At 44.3% G+C, this 17,120-nt stretch carries 18 protein-coding genes; 13 read left to right on the forward strand and 5 right to left on the reverse strand.

Annotated features, from left to right (window positions below; translation table 11 throughout):
- The first annotated feature begins 8 nt into the window (after nucleotides 1–8).
- The 11 genes from recJ to V1225_RS06540 all read left to right on the forward strand — a co-directional run bounded on the left by recJ (nucleotide 9) and on the right by V1225_RS06540 (nucleotide 9,661).
- Nucleotides 9–1,646 (forward strand): single-stranded-DNA-specific exonuclease RecJ, encoded by a 1,638-nt coding sequence (gene recJ, locus V1225_RS06490; protein ID WP_338547990.1) that lies wholly within the window; start codon nucleotides 9–11, stop codon nucleotides 1,644–1,646.
- A gap of 10 nt (nucleotides 1,647–1,656) precedes the next feature.
- On the forward strand, nucleotides 1,657–2,832 hold the full coding sequence (locus tag V1225_RS06495) for a S41 family peptidase (RefSeq protein ID WP_338547992.1): 1,176 nt from the start codon (nucleotides 1,657–1,659) through the stop codon (nucleotides 2,830–2,832).
- A gap of 673 nt (nucleotides 2,833–3,505) precedes the next feature.
- Nucleotides 3,506–3,811, forward strand: coding sequence for a YerC/YecD family TrpR-related protein (locus V1225_RS06500; RefSeq protein WP_160200707.1), 306 nt, complete (start codon nucleotides 3,506–3,508; stop codon nucleotides 3,809–3,811).
- 73 nt (nucleotides 3,812–3,884) lie between these two features.
- Complete coding sequence (locus tag V1225_RS06505; RefSeq protein ID WP_160200706.1) at nucleotides 3,885–4,442, forward strand: 4'-phosphopantetheinyl transferase superfamily protein; 558 nt, start codon at nucleotides 3,885–3,887, stop codon at nucleotides 4,440–4,442.
- Nucleotides 4,443–4,462: 20 nt separating this feature from the next.
- Nucleotides 4,463–4,939 (forward strand): regulatory protein RecX, encoded by a 477-nt coding sequence (locus V1225_RS06510; RefSeq protein ID WP_160200705.1) that lies wholly within the window; start codon nucleotides 4,463–4,465, stop codon nucleotides 4,937–4,939.
- Nucleotides 4,936–5,622: a tRNA threonylcarbamoyladenosine dehydratase gene (locus tag V1225_RS06515; RefSeq protein WP_160200704.1), complete on the forward strand. Its 687-nt coding sequence runs from the start codon at nucleotides 4,936–4,938 to the stop codon at nucleotides 5,620–5,622. The genes V1225_RS06510 and V1225_RS06515 overlap by 4 nt, the downstream gene beginning before the upstream one ends.
- A 105-nt stretch (nucleotides 5,623–5,727) precedes the next feature.
- A complete protein-coding gene (locus tag V1225_RS06520) occupies nucleotides 5,728–6,294 on the forward strand; it encodes a DUF4342 domain-containing protein (protein ID WP_160200703.1) in 567 nt (188 codons plus the stop codon).
- A gap of 23 nt (nucleotides 6,295–6,317) precedes the next feature.
- Nucleotides 6,318–6,995, forward strand: coding sequence for a response regulator transcription factor (locus V1225_RS06525; protein ID WP_338547997.1), 678 nt, complete (start codon nucleotides 6,318–6,320; stop codon nucleotides 6,993–6,995).
- A 4-nt stretch (nucleotides 6,996–6,999) separates the two neighbouring features.
- Nucleotides 7,000–8,223, forward strand: a complete 1,224-nt coding sequence (locus tag V1225_RS06530) for an ATP-binding protein (protein ID WP_160200701.1) — start codon at nucleotides 7,000–7,002, stop codon at nucleotides 8,221–8,223.
- A gap of 227 nt (nucleotides 8,224–8,450) precedes the next feature.
- Nucleotides 8,451–9,251 (forward strand): delta-lactam-biosynthetic de-N-acetylase, encoded by an 801-nt coding sequence (pdaA, locus tag V1225_RS06535; protein WP_251630282.1) that lies wholly within the window; start codon nucleotides 8,451–8,453, stop codon nucleotides 9,249–9,251.
- A gap of 74 nt (nucleotides 9,252–9,325) precedes the next feature.
- Nucleotides 9,326–9,661: a hypothetical protein gene (locus tag V1225_RS06540; RefSeq protein WP_251613104.1), complete on the forward strand. Its 336-nt coding sequence runs from the start codon at nucleotides 9,326–9,328 to the stop codon at nucleotides 9,659–9,661.
- A 9-nt stretch (nucleotides 9,662–9,670) separates the two neighbouring features.
- Here the strand turns inward: V1225_RS06540 and V1225_RS06545 are convergent, their stop codons facing one another.
- On the reverse strand, nucleotides 9,671–10,477 hold the full coding sequence (locus V1225_RS06545; RefSeq protein ID WP_338548001.1) for a MerR family transcriptional regulator: 807 nt from the start codon (nucleotides 10,475–10,477) through the stop codon (nucleotides 9,671–9,673).
- Nucleotides 10,478–10,545: 68 nt separating this feature from the next.
- Here V1225_RS06545 and V1225_RS06550 point away from each other — a divergent pair, with 68 nt between their 5' ends.
- Nucleotides 10,546–11,892, forward strand: a complete 1,347-nt coding sequence (locus V1225_RS06550; RefSeq protein WP_161908691.1) for an MATE family efflux transporter — start codon at nucleotides 10,546–10,548, stop codon at nucleotides 11,890–11,892.
- A 124-nt stretch (nucleotides 11,893–12,016) separates the two neighbouring features.
- Here V1225_RS06550 and V1225_RS06555 read toward each other — a convergent pair whose 3' ends face one another.
- The 4 genes from V1225_RS06555 to V1225_RS06570 all read right to left on the reverse strand — a co-directional run bounded on the left by V1225_RS06555 (nucleotide 12,017) and on the right by V1225_RS06570 (nucleotide 16,062).
- Nucleotides 12,017–14,569 (reverse strand): cation-translocating P-type ATPase, encoded by a 2,553-nt coding sequence (locus V1225_RS06555; RefSeq protein WP_338548003.1) that lies wholly within the window; start codon nucleotides 14,567–14,569, stop codon nucleotides 12,017–12,019.
- Nucleotides 14,570–15,002: 433 nt separating this feature from the next.
- On the reverse strand, nucleotides 15,003–15,266 hold the full coding sequence (locus tag V1225_RS06560; protein WP_161908693.1) for a hypothetical protein: 264 nt from the start codon (nucleotides 15,264–15,266) through the stop codon (nucleotides 15,003–15,005).
- A gap of 9 nt (nucleotides 15,267–15,275) precedes the next feature.
- Nucleotides 15,276–15,662, reverse strand: coding sequence for a hypothetical protein (locus V1225_RS06565; RefSeq protein ID WP_160200694.1), 387 nt, complete (start codon nucleotides 15,660–15,662; stop codon nucleotides 15,276–15,278).
- A gap of 34 nt (nucleotides 15,663–15,696) precedes the next feature.
- Nucleotides 15,697–16,062 (reverse strand): DUF2089 domain-containing protein, encoded by a 366-nt coding sequence (locus tag V1225_RS06570; RefSeq protein WP_160200693.1) that lies wholly within the window; start codon nucleotides 16,060–16,062, stop codon nucleotides 15,697–15,699.
- A gap of 175 nt (nucleotides 16,063–16,237) precedes the next feature.
- Here V1225_RS06570 and V1225_RS06575 point away from each other — a divergent pair, with 175 nt between their 5' ends.
- Nucleotides 16,238–17,044, forward strand: coding sequence for a YlmH/Sll1252 family protein (locus V1225_RS06575; RefSeq protein ID WP_338548006.1), 807 nt, complete (start codon nucleotides 16,238–16,240; stop codon nucleotides 17,042–17,044).
- Nucleotides 17,045–17,120 lie beyond the last annotated feature (76 nt).

Genomic DNA, 17,120 nt, shown 5'->3' on the forward strand with positions numbered 1-17,120 from the left:
GGTGAAGAATGAATTTACAACCTAGAATATACGAGTTATTGCATAAAAGAGGTATTGAGACGGAAGCTGATATTGAAGAGTTTCTGTCGGACAAACCTCAGAAGACTTACGATCCATTCCTGCTTCTTAACATGGAGGCAGGAGTGGATTTAATATTGTCTTCTATTGAAGAGGACGAGAAAATCTGTATCTATGGAGATTACGATGCTGATGGAATCACTTCTACGGCAGTGCTTATGGAGGTCTTGTCCAATTTGACGTCCAATCTGGCATATTATATTCCGTCCCGCTTTGAGGAAGGGTACGGACTTAACTGCGGAGCCCTGGACAAAATCAAGGCAGCGGGAATTGATCTTGTGATTACCGTGGACTGTGGCAGTGTATCCTGCGCAGAGGTAGAACATGCCAAGGAAATCGGACTTAAAATACTGGTAACAGACCATCATACCATTACAGATAAAGTGGCGGACTGCCTGGTGATTAATCCTATGCAGCCAGGCTGTCCATATCCTTTTAAACATCTGGCAGGAGTAGGAGTAGCCTTTAAGCTGGCGCAGGCAATTGCAGCGGAGACAGGGCTTCCAAAGTCTGCAGTTAACAGAACGTTGGATCTTGTTGGCGTGGGCACCATTGGAGATATTGTGCCTTTGGTTGATGAAAACCGCACTTTGGCCAAATATGGAATTCGGTCACTAAACCTGACCCAAAGACCGGGGCTTTCAAAGCTTATCGAGGGAACCAGTCTACAGAGAGGAAAGATTAAATCGGAGAATATCTCTTACGTAATCGTACCGCATCTCAATGCGTCTGGGCGTATGCAGGATGCCAAAATTGCAGCGTCTTTGATGATGGAAAAGGACAGCGAAAAGGTGAAAGAAGGGGTGGAAACTTTAATTTCCTGCAATCAGCAGAGAAAGAAAATTCAGAGCGAAACCTTTGAACAGTGCTGCAATATTGTAGAAGAAAAATATCAGACTGCCCCTTTTCTTGTTATAGATTTGGAGGATGCCCATGAGGGGATTACTGGCATTGTTGCAGGAAAGCTGAAGGAAATCTACCATAGACCTACAGTGATTGTTACTCCTACGGCGGGAGATTGCCTTAAAGGCACTGGAAGGGGTATTGAGGGAATAGACCTTTACAACCTTTTAAAAGATAACGAGGAACTCTTTGAGCGGTTCGGTGGTCATGCGGCGGCCTGCGGATTTACCATGAAAAAGCAGCATCTTGATACTTTGCGCAGTCGTTTAAATGAGTCGATGGGAAGAATTCTTGCTGACAATCCGGAGTTGGCGGATGCACACATTCAGGCAGATTTAAAATTGGAAGCAGGTGATGTTAATCTGCAGCTGGTTGCGGAGCTTAAGATGCTGGAGCCTTTCGGATGTGAAAACCCTCAGCCTCTAGTCAGTATTAGACTTAGACCTGGGTCCATCAGAAAGATGGGCAACCAGAATCAGTATACCAAGTTCATCGGCGTTTTGGATGACGGCAGGGAGATTCAGTGCGTCATATTTAAAGAGGCAAAGTCATACGATGAATTACTGAAAAAAGGTCAGCCTCTTACAGTTACTGGAAATCTGGAAAGTCAGACATGGAATGGGAAACAGTATCTGCAGATTACGGTGCAGGCCATAGAGGAATAGGTGAGAGGAAATGATAAAGATTAAGAAACGACAATTTGCAGCAGTCATACTGTGCACGGTACTTGTAACCTTGCTTTTGACGGCAGGCGGATTTTATCTGCTTACTAGTGCAGCCGGCGTAAAGCTGGTGCAGGGCAAGGACTATAATATGCTTACCGATATGTCGCAAAAGTATAGTAAGTTGTATACGCTGCAGAATACTATCAATGATAAGTTTCTTTGGGAAACCGATGAGAGAGAACAGATGGAAGTCATGTATAAGGCGCTGGTGGATTCTTTGGGGGATAGGTATTCCAGTTACATGAATGAAGAAGAAACGGAAAAATGGAATCGCTATGTTACGGGAGTATTCAGTGGTATCGGCATTACCTTCACAGAAAATGAAAAGGGACAGATGGAGATTTCCAGCGTTATTAAAGAAGGACCAGCAGACATCAGCGGAATCAAGGCTGGTGATATTATTCGCAAGGTAGACGGAAAGTCATACAGTACCTTAGATGAGGTTTCCACCGCCATTCAGGGGGAGGAGGGGACTGTTGTAAAACTGACTTATCTGCGTGGCAAAAAAGAAAAGACTGTATCCATCGTCAGAGGAGTTGTGGAGGAGCGCAGCGTTTATGCGGGCACAGTGGGCGATTCCTATGGCTATATCAGAATTACTGGCTTTGAAAAATCTACAGCTGAGCAGTTCAAACGGGAATTGTCGGCTTTTGAAAATAACAAAAAAATTAAAGGTGTTGTCATAGATATTCGGGATAATCTGGGCGGTATTATGGAACAGAGTATTGAAATTGCAGATGCATTGCTGCCGGAATGCACTATCGTCCACACCGAGGATAGCAAGGGAAAGAAAGAGTACTATAACTCCGACGAAAGCTGCACGAAACTGAAATATGTCCTTTTAATCAATGAAAACAGTGCAAGTGCTTCAGAGATTCTGGCTGCCGCCGTCAAGGATAATGAGGGCGGAAAGTTGGTGGGAATGACAACCTATGGGAAAGGAATCATTCAGAATTCCATGATGTTCAGTGATAGCACTTCTCTGAAGCTGACCACTATGCAGTATCTGTCACCAAAGAATCATAAAATTCACGGCATCGGAATCAAGCCGGATTACAAGGTGAAACAGCCGAAAAATGAAAAGGAAGATATGCAGCTTAAAAAGGCAATTTCGCTGCTTTCGTAGAGCCACTTTGGGCAAGTGCTGTAGTATAAAAGGTTTTAGACTTAACTCTAAAGCCTTTTTGATTGTAGGTGCTGTTTAAATTCCTGATGCGATTTGTTCAGCTGTGGCTATAGTGTTAATAAAGCATAAACGAATCCTGTAGATTTTAGGCCTGCAGGTTTTTTCTTGGGTTAGAGCGCCACTTTTCGCTGCATTTTTGTGTTTTATGGCATCGGCGGGTTGAAATGTGCCACATTTTCCTTATTTCCGGGATAAAATGGCATACGGTAGCTTAGATGTGCCACGTTTCATCTTTTACCAGACAAAACTGGCGGACCTAACGGAGCTGCCATCTTAGATAAGCAAGTGAAAACCGGAAAAAGGTTTGTCGAGGAGTCCTTCTAGGGCATTTTTAGTCAAAACCCAAGTGGAGTCTCGCCATAATTTCCGAAATAGTTGAAGAATGTGGCAGTTTTCGGGATGGCAGTGCCATTATTTAAGAAAAATCAATGAAATATGGCGTGCAGTGTATCAGCTTACAGACCATGAACATTTCTGACACAGTCAGCGATTGATGGCTTTGGTGTAAAGTGGCTAATCAGCGGACAATCAGACAGAGAATTGCCTTTGACTTTCACAGGTAAAAGTGATATAATTGAAAATGAAAATATTGAAAGAAGAAAGGAGCCTGTTCATGGCCTACGATTCAAAGTTCAAAAGAGACGATATTGATGAGTTGTTCGATGGAATACTGACCCTGAAAGACAGAGAGGACTGCTATAGATTTTTCGAGGATATCTGCACGATTAACGAAATTCATGCCATTGCACAACGGCTTCAGGTTGCGAAGCTTCTTTCTTTAAAGAAAACATACAGTGAAATTGAAGAGATGACAAAGGCTTCTACTGCGACAATCAGTCGCATTAATAAATGTCTGGTTTACGGGGCGGACGGCTACCAGAGAGTATTAGAGCGCCTTGATAATCAGAAGAGAAAATAGAGAAGTTCAGTAAGGGCGCCGTTTGTGTGTCCTTGCTTTTTTCTTTATAAGAATGTTGAGGGGAGATGAGATTTTGAGTAGTATTTATATTTATGACGGACCTTTTGAAAAAGGGGAAAAGGGATATGACCTTATCAGGCAGGCTGCTGTTCGCTACTGCGGAGAAGCCGGTGTAGATTATCCGGTACTGGAGGCGGAGATTTTGAGAGAAGATAAAGGAAAGCCATATTTTGTGGATATTCCTTTGGAATTTTCACTGTCTCACAGTGGAGCGCTGTGGATGTGCATGGTTTCTCAGCAGCCTTGCGGACTTGATTTGCAGTATGTGAAGGACTGCAAATATGAGGAGATTGCGAGAAGACTCTTTACAAAAGAAGAACAGCACTACGTGGAGCTTTGGGGACAGGAAGGCTTCTTCGATGTTTGGGTCAGAAAAGAAGCACTTTGCAAGTGCACGGGACAGGGTATTTTTAGCGATATGCCGTCTGTTGCAGACAGAAACAGTAATTTGCTTGGCACGGTAGCCTGGAATGACAGAGAATATTTTTTTACAGAAATAGAAATTGCACCGGATATCAAATGTGCGGCATGTACAGATGATGAGGCACAGGTAGTGATTCGCGTATTATAATATTGTAATCGGGAGGACTTATGGCAGTCAGTATAGACAATGCGGCTTTGCGGTATTTATCCGCCAGAAGCCGCACTGTTTTTGAGATGAAAAAGAAATTAGCAGAAAAGGGTTTTGAGGAAGAGGAAATTGAAGCGCTTATTCAGCGTTTTTTATCCTATGGATACTTAAACGATGCCACGTACTGCCTATCCTATTTTCGCTATGCCTTTGAAAAAGGCAAGGGCAAGAGAAAGGTTTTTCAGGAACTGCGTCAGAAGGGCGTGGACAGTTTGACTATAGAAAATGCTTTTGAGGATTACTTGCAGGAAGAAGAAAACGAATACGACGAGCGGGCGATGGCGCTGGCAGAAGCGGAGAAGGTGCTGCGTATTGCAGGTGTCAGCAGAGACGAGGAAATTCCGGAAAAAATTTTGGGAAGGATTGCAAGGCGTCTTGGCAGCAAGGGATATGGCGGTGAAACTATTTACGGCGTGATAGGAGAACTTAGAAGATGAGCAGGACAGAGAGAACAGAGTTACTGATTGGGGAGGCAGGTGTCAACAGCCTGGCTTTGGCAAAGGTTCTCGTCTTCGGCGCAGGTGGTGTTGGAGGCTATGTGTGTGAAGCTCTGGCGAGAGCAGGAGTTGGGATGATTTCTATTGTAGATAACGATGTGATTTCAGAAAGCAATATCAATAGGCAGATTATTGCAACCTATGATACCCTGGGCATGGAAAAAATAAAGGTTATGGAGCAGAGGATTTTATCTATCAACCCGAGCTGTAAAGTAAGCACCTATGGGTGTTTTTACCTGCCTGATACGCAGGAAGCGGCACAGTTTGACTTTACGGACTACGACTATGTGGTGGACGCTATTGATACCACTTCAGCCAAACTGGATATTATTTGCAGGTGTAAGGAGGCAGCAACGCCGGTGATTTCCTCCATGGGAACAGGAAACAAGCTGGATGCTTCACGCTTTGAGATTACCGATATTAGTAATACCAGCGTTTGTCCTTTGGCAAAGGTTATCAGAAAAGAACTGCGGGACCGAGGGGTCAAAGACGTAAAAGTTCTATATTCTAAAGAAGAACCGGTGAAAACAGGAAGCAGAACACCGGGCAGTATCAGTTTTGTGCCGCCGGTGGCGGGACTTCTTATCGCAGGAGAAGTCATTAGAGATTTATTAAAACGTTAATCTATTTTTAATCTTTCTTTCCTTTTTCTTTCATGTTGACGAGGTAAGATAAGTATACAAAAGGGGATACCATAGAAAACGATTAAAAATGGAAAGGAAATTATCATGGATAAGCTTGAAAAAATTGAAAAAATCATCGAAAAGACAGGTGTATCTTATGCAGAGGCGAAGAACGCTTTAGAAGAAGCAGGAGAGGATCTGCTGGACGCCATCGTACTTCTTGAAAGTCAGGGCAAAATCAAGAAACCGGAAATGGGTTCTTACACAACCAAAACAGAGGAAACCAGCGAGGCGTTTCGAGAGGCTGCAATGTGCTACGAGGAAAAAGACGGTGAGAAGTTTGGAAACATCATGGTGCGCATTTTGAAATGGTTTGGACAGCTTATTAAAAAGGGCTGTGAAAACTTTTTTATCGTCAAACGCTATGGGCAGGAAGTTGTCAATGCGCCGGTTATCGTTTTGATTTTACTTCTGTGCTGCACATTTTGGGTAATCGTGCCGCTGATGATTGTAGGAATGTTCTTCGGTTATAGCTATAGCTTCAGTGGAACAATCACACAGTCTGTAGATATCAACAAAGCGTGTGACAAGGCAGCAGAAGCTGCGGAAACAGTGAGACAGGAGTTTTCCCAAGAGTTCGTGAAGGGATCTTCCAACCCGAAAAATAAATAACAGCGAAAGTAGGAGAGATACAGGTGGCAGAGAAAATTTTACTGGTAGAAGACGATACCAAAATAGCAAGATTTGTGGAACTTGAACTTGCTCATGAAGGATACTCAGTAGTCAAGGCTTTTGACGGCAGACAGGGTTTGGAACTAGCGGAAAGCGGCGGCTTTGATCTGATGCTTCTTGACATCATGCTGCCCGGTCTCAACGGTTTGGAAGTGCTCAGAAGGCTCAGAAGGGCTTCTGATATGCCAGTTATTATGCTGACGGCCAGAGATGCGGTTATGGATAAGGTTTCCGGACTTGATTCTGGGGCGGACGACTATATTACCAAGCCTTTTGCAATTGAAGAACTGCTTGCGAGAATTCGTGTCGTATTCAAGAAACGCAGTGGACAGAAGCATACTCGAAAATTTACCGTAAAAGGAGTCACCATGGATACAGATCGTCACGAGGTCACCTATAACGGCGAAATCGTAGAGCTAAATCACAGAGAATATGAGCTGGTTCGCATTCTCATGGAAAATAAGAATATTGTTTTGAATCGGGAAAAGCTTTTGGACAGTGTATGCGGCTATGATTATATGGGGGAAACGAATATCATAGATGTATATGTGCGCCACATCAGAAGCAAACTTGACGATCGTTTCGGCATTAAATTTGTTACAACTGTGCGAGGCGTAGGCTATGCAGTCAAAGAGGATTAAAAAGATGAACGAAGCAAGCCGCATGACCTCTATTGCCAGGAAGATAAATTTTGAGTTCTGGCTGCGCCAGTTTGCTAATTTCATCGCCATCGACCTGATATTGCTGATTACTATTTGCGTCAGCTTTTTCCTTTGGAGAGAGGGACTGGTGCCGGATTCAGAAATGGTCAGCAATCGGGATTTTATCTGGGGTAACTATGAAAACTGGCGGTATATCATAGAGACAGAATCAGGAAAAGTCTATTCCTATTACATTCGGGATTATGGTGCATTCTTTAAAATACCGGCGCTGATTTTGTTAATCCTTCAGGCAGTTATGCTTATTGAGGATTTGTTTCACACCAAAAAGGTTCGTCATCTGATGAAACCCCTTAACGACATTGCAGTCAGAACAGAAAAGCTTTCTAACATGGCTTTTGACAGTGCAAAAATGGAAAGTTTTGAACAGGCGGTATCAGGACTGGATCCGGAAAATCCAGAGGCAAAAGTTTCCACGGGAGATCAGGATCTTCGCAGTCTGGAGATTGCCATCAATAATCTGATTGAGCGCATGCGGGAAAGCCACAGGCAGCAGGATCGTTTTGTTTCTGACGCTTCCCACGAGTTGCGCACGCCTATTTCGGTTATTCAGGGGTATGTTAATATGCTGGATCGCTGGGGCAAGGAAGACGAAAAAATTCTGGAGGAATCCATCGAAGCAATTAAGAACGAGTCTGAACATATGAAAAACCTCATTGAACAGCTTTTGTTTCTTGCCAGAGGTGACAGCGGACGGAATACGCTGGAGTTCACGCAGGTGAATCTGACGGAAATTGTAGAAGAGGTGTGGGAAGAATCGGAGATGATTGATGAGGATCATGTGTACCGCTTTGAGGGTGAACCGGGTCTTTGGCTGCGTGCAGATCGCGCCATGCTGAAACAGTCCCTGCGCATTCTAGTACAAAATGCGGCTAAGTATTCAGGCTCAGGAGATACTATTTATCTTAGAACAAAGCGCATTGACGGAAGACCTGCTTATATTGTTCAGGATGAAGGAATCGGGATGGCTTCTTCGGAAGTGGTGCATGTATTTGAGCGGTTTTATCGGGCAGACGCTGCCAGGAGCCGATCAGAATCGGGAACTGGCCTTGGGCTTTCCATTGCAAAGTGGATTATCGACGCCCATAAGGGAGAAATCGAAGTACTGTCCAGACCTGAGTTTGGGACCAGGTTTACCGTAAAATTATAGAAAAATAGAAGCGGCTATTTCTAAGCTGGCATCGTATTTTTGCACCATTTTTTCTAAAATGAGGGTCAATGGTGCGGATTGGGGAGCCGTTGAAGAAGAGTCTGCACCATTTGACATTGAAATATAACGTCATGGTGCAGATTTAATGGCTTGGCAGTCATAGGCGGTGAGCGTTTTGCATATAGTGTACCATGTTTATCGATATTAATAAAAAGAGAGTAAGGCAAGTGGGAGTAGGCGCATTGGCGGCGGTACTGGCTATCGGTCTTGCTGCGGGCTATCGAGTCGTCAAACCGGGAGAGGCGAAGAAAGGACCGGAACAGATGACCGCAGGAAGCACGCAGGCTACGGACTGGGGTCTGTCTTTTCAGACTGAAGGGCAGCCGCCTGTGGGAAATGCCAGCAGTGAAGAACTCGCTAAATACGATGCATATTACTGCAGTGATTCCAAAGAAAAGGTATTGTATTTAACCTTTGACGCTGGCTTTGAAAACGGATGCACTGGAGAGATTTTAGACGTGCTGAAAAAAGAAAAAGTGCCTGCGGCATTTTTCCTGGTAGGAACTTATATGAAGGAAAACGGGGATTTAGTAAAGCGCATGGCGAAGGAAGGGCATATCGTCGGCAATCACACCATGCACCACCCGGATATGTCAGCTATCACCGACGAGGCGGCATTAAAAGAGGAACTGGAAGGGGTAGAAAAAATCTATAAAGAGGTTACAGGAAAAGAAATGCAAAAGTTCTACAGACCGCCCCAGGGCAAGTTCAGCACCTCCAATTTGGAGCAGGCGAAAAAGCTGGGCTATACCACCGTCTTTTGGAGTCTTGCTTACGTAGATTGGTATGTTGACAAACAGCCGACCAGAGAGGAAGCGTTGGAAAAACTGCTGCCAAGGACTCATAATGGGGCGGTGATACTTCTTCACTCCACTTCTAAGACCAATGCAAAGATTTTGCAGGAACTGATTAAAAGGTGGAAAGACGAGGGATATACCTTTAAGTCGCTGAAAGAGCTGGGAAACTGAGACATTTGACTGGCAAGTTGGTGTTGCAGACATAAGAATTCTATGATATAATCGAATCAAAAGGAGGGGTTTTTATGGAAAATGCAGCACAAAAGACAAACAAGAAGAACATACTGATTCGTATATTAGCGATAGGGCTGCTTCTTTTCTTTCTGTTCTTTGGAATGGAGATGAAAAGCGGATACTGCTTTGGGGTAGAAGTCTTTCATAGCCTAGGATTGAGCCCGTGGTCTCTAGTGAATCAGGGATGGTTTTATCCCGGGATTTTAAGTATCACCGGAGCCCTTGCTTCCATCATTTTGTTTTCCTTTGCGACAAAAGACAGAATGAAAACTTTCAGCTATTTCATGATAGGAGCCCTTGCAGTAGGCATCGGATGCAGTGTTTTGTCACTTCATGGTGTGATATAGCAGCGTATATCAGCCGCGAATTTTAACCTGCAGCTGGGTGATGTATTCGTCCTCGCAGTTGGTGTCGTGATTATCAATCATATAGAGTTCAAGCGGGTCGCTGTCAGCAGTGTACCCGCTTTTTTTCATGTGGATGAAAAAGTTTTTCCATGCAGCAGGGATGTTCTGGTAGCTGCCGCAGCAGGTTGCGCAAAGATATTTGCCTGCGGGAAGCGTTGTATCGAAGCTGCCTTTGTCCACAATACAGAAAGCGGAGTTGAAGTGACCATAGTGGCCTTTTTCGATAAAATCCAGCGGAATAGTGGCTCCGGCTCTGCTGTTTCCGATGAGATAGAGGTGTGATTCGTGCTCCTTTTGCAGTTTTTTGATGACAAAGTCCAAATCCTCATCACGGTAAACCCTCTCACTCAGCTTTAGAATTTTTCGTACAGGCAGGACTTCGACGTGAGGCTGTTCGCTGCCTGGTGCGCTCCTTCTATGACTCTCAATTTCTGAAATGCGGTCTGTCAGCTGACTTTTCAGGTTTTGCAGGGTCAGCATTTTTTCGTCGATAACAGAAATTTCCTGCTGAAAAAGGGCCAGGGTTTTGGCAAGATCAAAATCTGCCAGATGATTTTTGATTTCCTCCATAGAAAAGCCAATGGTGCGCAGATCTCTCAGGATGTTCAACGTGCGGATATCGCCAATACCGTACATTCTGTAGCCGTTATTGTCACGATGTGGCTTTAAAATCCCGATTTCCTCATAGTAGCGCAGGGAGTCGGTACCGATTCCATACAGGGCTGAAATTTCTCCGATTTTGTAGTATTCTTTCATAAAAAAACTCCTTTACCTTGGTATTATACCAAGGTTTATAATGAAAGGGAAGAGCATGGGAGGAAATCATGGATTTAGATGTAAAACGGGAGATTAAACATAAATTTTTCAGCTATGCGCTGCCATCGGTGGCAGCAATGTGGGTTTACACCATTTATACTATGGTGGACGGCATGTTTGTGTCAAGAGGTGTAAGCACTACGGCGCTGGCTGCTGTCAACATTGCTATGCCGCTGATTAATGCTGCTTTTGCTTTGGGCATTTTATTTGCGGTGGGCGCCAGCACAAAAGCTTCTATTTGTAAAGGACAAAATAATCAAAAGGAAGCAAGTCGGATTTTTACCACCAGTACGGTAACTGTATTTTGCCTGGCATGGATTGTGGTAATTGCAGCACAGCTGAATTTGCATAGACTCGCTCTGCTTTTGGGTGCGACGGAGGGTACGATAGAATATGTAGAGGATTATCTGCGCATTATTGTTTGCTTTGTGCCATGCTATATGACTTCTTATAATATGGAAGTTTTGATTAAGGCGGACGGCTTTCCAAAGAAGGCTATTATGACGACCTGTGTGGGAGCGGTTACCAATATTACGCTGGACTATTTCTTTGTCATGGTATTTCAGTGGGGGATAAAGGGTGCAGCTATTGCTACGGGGATTTCTCAGGTGCTAACCTTTACAGTATTTTTGAGTCATTTTCTTTCAAAAAAATCCTACTTTAAGTTTGTAAAAATCAAATGGCATATCAGGGAGGTGCTGGGTTTTGCCAAACTGGGCATAGCCGACAGTGTCACGGAGTTTTCTGTAGGCGTGATTATTTTCATGTTCAACAATGTGCTGATACGTGTCTCTGGAGATAATGGTGTGGTAATCTATACGGTCATCGCTTACGTTTCTCAGCTGATTCTGATGACCATGATGGGGATTAATCAGGGCATGCAGCCTCTTGTCAGTTTTTATCACGGCAGGAAGGAAAATACGGTTCATCGGTATATTCTTCGCATTGCGATTTTTAGTGCGGCAGTAGCTTCGGTGCTGTCTTTTGCTGTCGGTGCACTCTACCCTAATCCGGTGGTGGCGGTCTTCATCGATCCAAGCCTTGATATGGCGCTGTACCTGGATGGGGTGCGGGCGTTTAAGCTGTTTTCGTTTTCTTTCCTGCCGCTGGGCGTGGTGATTATTCTGGCGGGATATTTCACAGCGCTGGAACAAAACAAACCAGCCATGGCAATCTCTATGGGCAGAGGTTTGATCTTTGTAACAATTTGCCTGCTGCTCTTTGCAAAACTCTTTGGAGAAATCGGCGTATGGCTGTCTATGGGTGTTTCAGAAACTATGGCGTTAATACTGGCGCTGGTATTATATAAGTGGAAGCTGGCAGGAGGGCGAGATGAGAACCCGGCTAATCGTTAAAGCAAAATGCAGGAATCTATATAGAAATCCCGAACTTTTGGGCAGTAATCGCCTAAAAGTTCGGGATTTTGGCAGTTTTAAGACTTTTTATTATAGTTATCTGCTTTCTTTGCTAAAATGCGTGTTACGAAGCGGAGCTGCTTGGCTGGAATGCGGTCTTTACCAGCCTCCATATTTGTATGAGCAGTGTAGGCACAAAGGCGAGCAGACAGACCAGGAGCAGCTGATCGATAGAAAGCGGCGCGATGCCAAAAGCTGTTTCAAAGATGGAAAGCCGCAAGATGGCAAAGAGCAGAGCGGCGCCAAGGGCAAAAGCTGCAATCGTGTAAATGTTACGAAATATGCCCAGCTGGAAAATGGAGGCTTTTCCTCTGCAGTTAAAGCCGTGCCAAAGTCTTGCAAAGCATAATGTGGCAAACGCCATGGTGGAAGCTGCAGTAGTACTGGTTTTTAGCCCCATGTGAAAAGCAATAATGGCAGCTGCACTGATTAGAAGTCCCTGAACTGTGATTTTTAACAGCGCATTTGCAGACAGTATGGAAGCGTTTTTTGCACGGGGTTTATTGTGTATCAGTGCAGGATTTGCAGGTTCCATGCTGATGGCAAGGGCAGGCAGACTGTCTGTAATCAGGTTAATGAACAGAAGCTGCACTGCGGTAAATGGCGCTGGCAGCGCCATGAGGGCGGCGTAGAGCACGGTCAGGATTCCGGCAGCATTACCGGAAAGAAGAAACTGAATTGCATTTTGGATATTTGCATAGATGTTTCTTCCGTTGAGTACGGATTTGATGATGGTAGCAAAATTATCGTCGGTCAATATCATGGAAGCGGAGTCCTTTGCGACTTCGGTTCCTGTGATTCCCATGGCTACGCCCACATCGGCACTTCTCAGTGCCGGGGCGTCGTTGACGCCGTCGCCGGTCATGGCGACGATGTGGGCGCGGGATTGCCAGGCATTAACAATTCTGATTTTGTTATCGGGGCTGACTCTGGCATAAACACTGATGTGAGGCAGCTTTTCTTGTAATTGGTCGTCACTCATAGCGTCAAGTTCTGTGCCGGTTACAGCAATATCTCCCTCTTCCATTATGCCGATTCGCTTTGCGATGGCAGAGGCAGTCACCTTGTGGTCACCAGTAATCATAATAGCTTTGATACCGGCAGTTTTACAGTCTTTTACTGCCTGCGCAGATTCTGGACGCGGCGGATCCATTTCGGCAACCAGACCTAGATATTCAAGATCTTGTTCATCATCCAGGGTCAGGTCCTTTTGTGCAGGCAGAATCTTACGGGCAAAGGCGAGAACTCGCAGCCCCTGCTTCGATAGAGCAGTATTAGTCTGACGGATTTGTTCTTTTTCATCTTCTGAAAGGGTGGAGGTTCGCGCTAAAATCACATCTAAGGCGCCCTTAGTATACATGGTTGGATCCCCGTTTATTTCATGCAGAGTACTCATCAACTTTCGGTCGGAATCGAAGGGAAGTTCCGAAAGACGGGGGAAGTCTGCCATTACTTTATCGTAGTCATCTTTTTCGGTCATATAGTAGGTGACCAGTGCAGTTTCCGTTGGATCGCCGGAAACTGCACCGTCTGTGATGACTGTATCGTTACAGAGTATGGATGCTTGCAGAAGCGGCTCTTTCTTCTCAGAAGAAACGGAAAGCTGCTCTACTGTCATTTTATTTTGGGTTAGGGTACCGGTTTTGTCGGAGCAGATGATGGAAACGCAGCCTAGCCCCTCGACAGCGTTTAGCTCTTTGATGATAGCATTCTGATCAGCCATGCGGGAGGTGCCGATGGCAAGGGATATGGTGATGATGGAGGACAGTGCTTCTGGAATGGCAGCTACAGCTAATGCCACTGCAAAGAGCAGGGATTCGCTGAACTCCATGCCGCGATAGAGATTGAGTGCAAAGACACCAGCGCAGACAAGGAGTATACCGATGGAAAGGTTTCGGCTGAATTTATCCATGGTGACCTGCAGGGGCGTTTTCCGCTGGGCAGTCTGATTCATCAGATTTGCAATTTTTCCAAGTTCTGTGGAATTGCCGACAGCGGTAACAACGGCAAGCGCCCTTCCATAAGTAACCAATGAACCGGAGAATACCATATTAGTTTGATCTCCCAGCGCTACTTTATGATCAGTAATCATATCTGCACTTTTTTCGACACTCTCAGATTCTCCAGTCAGAGAACTTTCACTGACTTTCAAAGAATGACTTTCGATGATACGACCATCTCCGGCAACGATATCGCCGGCATCAAGACGGATGATATCACCGCAGACAAGCTGGGTAGCGGGAATTTCCTGTGCTTCTCCGCTGCGAATAACCTTTGCAATAGGCGCAGAGAGATTTTTCAGACTTGTCAGGGATTTTTCGGCTTTGATGGACTGCACAGTGCCAAGAATGGCATTGAGAATGAGCACCACCAGAATTACGATGGTACTTTCTTGATTTCCTGTAAAGAAAGAAATTGCTGCTGCAATAATCAGAATGATAACTAAAAGATCGCGGAACTGTTCTGCAAAGATTCTTAGGGCGCTCTTCTTCTTTTTTTCGTAAAGCTTATTTTCTCCGTAGGTTTTGCGGCTTTCTTCAATCTGCTGCGGGCTGAGCCCGGAAGAAGCGGAAGAAAAGGCTTTTAGCACCTGACTGATGTCTTGATTGTAATACATAAATGAACCTCCTGTTTCTCTAAACTTAAGTATGCCCAGATTTCACCTGGATAACAAAAAAGAGACCTTTAAAGCAAATATAAAAATATGCTTTAAAAGTCTCGCTATTTCAAGTAGATGCGAATTACCTCTTGGTAATTGTATTGACGCATGTTACTACAGCCATGCTGCTTTCGCTGCGTGCGATTTAGCAGGCTGCCAGCTACTCCCTCTTAAACAAAGTATGTATGTGAATCTTTTTGGTGAATAAAAATATAGCACATCTTCTAAAAAAATGCAAGGTAATTTTGCAGAGTTTCGCGGCAGGGGTTTCTTAACCATCTATAAAAAGTGGCTCGCCTGCCCGACGGATAGTAAGCTTTTTCAAAAAATGTATAATACCAAAGATAAATCTTAATCCCAAATATTTACTCTTTAGTAGTGAAAAAATTTGTTAGAGTCTGATGGACACCATTGCGCCGTCATGGGATTCGACATGAACGATTTCAAGACCGGGATACTCCGCCATGATTTCCCTGCACATCTTGTAGTAAAATTGTATTGCTTTGCGGCTGACTAAGTGTTCAAACTCCTTAGGAACGGATTCCTTCATGGCGTCAAAGGCAGAATTTGGGATAACCTTAAGTGCAACGCCTGCAAGACTGACGGGCACAGGAATGGTCATATGATATTTATCTGCGTGAATTTTGATTTTCATGGGAATCACCTATTCAATACAGATTCGGATAGTGGTATTTTCGGCGGAAGAAGTAACATTGACGATGTCACCGTCTAGTTCTTCATCCAGACATTCGTTGATGGCTTCCATCAATTCGGCTAAATCGAAATCCTGCATCTGTTCTTCCGGCAGGGGCAGTTTTCCTGTGACTTTTAGAATTTTTTTTACAGCACCCACAGGGAACTGTACTGTGACCTTGTCACCGTTTGATTCATTGTCCACAAGGATGCGAAGCATCCGTTTATTGTAAGGCTTTTCAGCCATTAGGGTGGTCTGTGTATCTGTGCTTTGCAGTGCCTCTATCAGATCGGACGCCTCTTCTGCGGTGATGGTTCCTTCTTCTAGCATTTTTAAAATTCTCATTTTCTCTTCCACTTGTGGTTACCTCCATAAATTGATTCATTTTGTTTTACTTCAGCATGGCAAGCGCCTGCTTTGCTGTAATCTCTCCCTTTTCTAGCGAATTTAAGATTTCCTCTCTGCGCATTGCTTCCGCATCTTTTTTGGCTGCATTTTCATATCCCAGCGCTCTGATAATGCCGTCCAGGCGAGCGCGCACTGTAGGATAGGAAATGCCCAGTTCTTTCTCAACTTCTTTAATATTGCCGCGACAGCGGATAAAGGTTTCTGTGAAATACAGTTCTTCTTCTGTAAGATAATCGAACTTGCTCAGTGTAAAATCGTTTTCGATGACGGTTTCACAGCGGCTGCATTTCAGTCTCGTTACCTTCAGTTGCCCGTCGCAGACGGGACAGCGGCTGATGATCTTCTTCATAAATAACTCGTTTTCCTCCCTTCCGATATCAATAATTTAACATCGTAAATTCAAAAAGTCAATATAAAAATTAAAAATATTAATCTTGTGATTGAAAAAATTGATATTTTCGTGACGGAATAAATATGGTAAAATAAAAAGAAAGAAATACTGGAAGTTTATAAGGAGTGTATAGATGAAAGAAGATAACTTTTTTCTAGGTCAAATAGAGGATAAAATCGCTCAGTGCGAAAATAAATTTATTGCAACCCATACCGGATTTATGGACCTGCACCAGCAGTCTTTAGCGAGGATTTTCTGCAAGAAAAATTTTGTCCAGGTTTTTACACAGAAGCAGGAGGAAGATCCTGAAATGGCGGCAGAAAGACCTGCCTTGAGGACTTTGTTTTACGGAGGATATGACCAGGCGGAGCGAGTGATTTTTTTAAATCTGCCGGAGTATGCGGATTTGAAGAATGAGAATCCTTTGGTGATAGTGAGGGCAAAGGTATCGGAGAAAAGTAAGTCGTTGACGCACCGGGATTATTTAGGCTCTCTCATCGGACTCGGTATGAAGAGGGAGATGATCGGCGATATTTTGGTGCGCGATGACGGTGCAGACATCATAGTGCTTGCGGAAATTGCGGACTTTATTTTGCAGAATTACTGCAAAGCCGGTAGAGTCAGTCTTTCGCTGGAAAAATTGGACATTTCTAAGCTCATCGTGCCGGAAGCAAAGGTGAGAGAAATTACTGATACGGTAGCGTCCCTGCGTCTTGATAGTATTGTGGCTTCGGGATTTTCACTCTCTCGCGGAAAGGCAGCGGAGGCAATCACAAGGGGAATCGTTTTTGTCAACAATATGGAGACGGTGAAACCGGATTTTCAGTTGAAAGAAGGGGATAAAATTTCACTAAGGGGAAAAGGCAAAGCCTGTTTGCGAGAAGTGGGCGGCAAGTCCAGGAAAGACAGGCAGTACATTGCTATTGAGAAGTATGAATAACAGGGAAAAATATACAGTAAGCAAATAGATTTTCCAGAAATAAACATTTTTTGACGGATATTCTCTTCCTCGCTGT

The organism is Emergencia sp. JLR.KK010 (genome assembly GCF_037018265.1).
Taxonomy (GTDB): domain Bacteria; phylum Bacillota; class Clostridia; order Peptostreptococcales; family Anaerovoracaceae; genus Senimuribacter; species Senimuribacter intestinalis.

Bases quoted from the DNA above. Each gene is read 5' to 3' on its own strand.
- recJ (WP_338547990.1), top strand. From the start codon at position 9: ATGAATTTACAACCTAGAATATACGAGTTATTGCATAAAAGAGGTATT.
- V1225_RS06495 (WP_338547992.1), top strand. From the start codon at position 1,657: ATGATAAAGATTAAGAAACGACAATTTGCAGCAGTCATACTGTGCACG.
- V1225_RS06500 (WP_160200707.1), top strand. From the start codon at position 3,506: ATGGCCTACGATTCAAAGTTCAAAAGAGACGATATTGATGAGTTGTTC.
- V1225_RS06510 (WP_160200705.1), top strand. From the start codon at position 4,463: ATGGCAGTCAGTATAGACAATGCGGCTTTGCGGTATTTATCCGCCAGA.
- V1225_RS06515 (WP_160200704.1), top strand. From the start codon at position 4,936: ATGAGCAGGACAGAGAGAACAGAGTTACTGATTGGGGAGGCAGGTGTC.
- V1225_RS06520 (WP_160200703.1), top strand. From the start codon at position 5,728: ATGGATAAGCTTGAAAAAATTGAAAAAATCATCGAAAAGACAGGTGTA.
- V1225_RS06530 (WP_160200701.1), top strand. From the start codon at position 7,000: ATGAACGAAGCAAGCCGCATGACCTCTATTGCCAGGAAGATAAATTTT.
- V1225_RS06540 (WP_251613104.1), top strand. From the start codon at position 9,326: ATGGAAAATGCAGCACAAAAGACAAACAAGAAGAACATACTGATTCGT.
- V1225_RS06545 (WP_338548001.1), bottom strand. From the start codon at position 10,477: ATGAAAGAATACTACAAAATCGGAGAAATTTCAGCCCTGTATGGAATC.
- V1225_RS06550 (WP_161908691.1), top strand. From the start codon at position 10,546: ATGGATTTAGATGTAAAACGGGAGATTAAACATAAATTTTTCAGCTAT.
- V1225_RS06555 (WP_338548003.1), bottom strand. From the start codon at position 14,569: ATGTATTACAATCAAGACATCAGTCAGGTGCTAAAAGCCTTTTCTTCC.
- V1225_RS06560 (WP_161908693.1), bottom strand. From the start codon at position 15,266: ATGAAAATCAAAATTCACGCAGATAAATATCATATGACCATTCCTGTG.
- V1225_RS06570 (WP_160200693.1), bottom strand. From the start codon at position 16,062: ATGAAGAAGATCATCAGCCGCTGTCCCGTCTGCGACGGGCAACTGAAG.
- V1225_RS06575 (WP_338548006.1), top strand. From the start codon at position 16,238: ATGAAAGAAGATAACTTTTTTCTAGGTCAAATAGAGGATAAAATCGCT.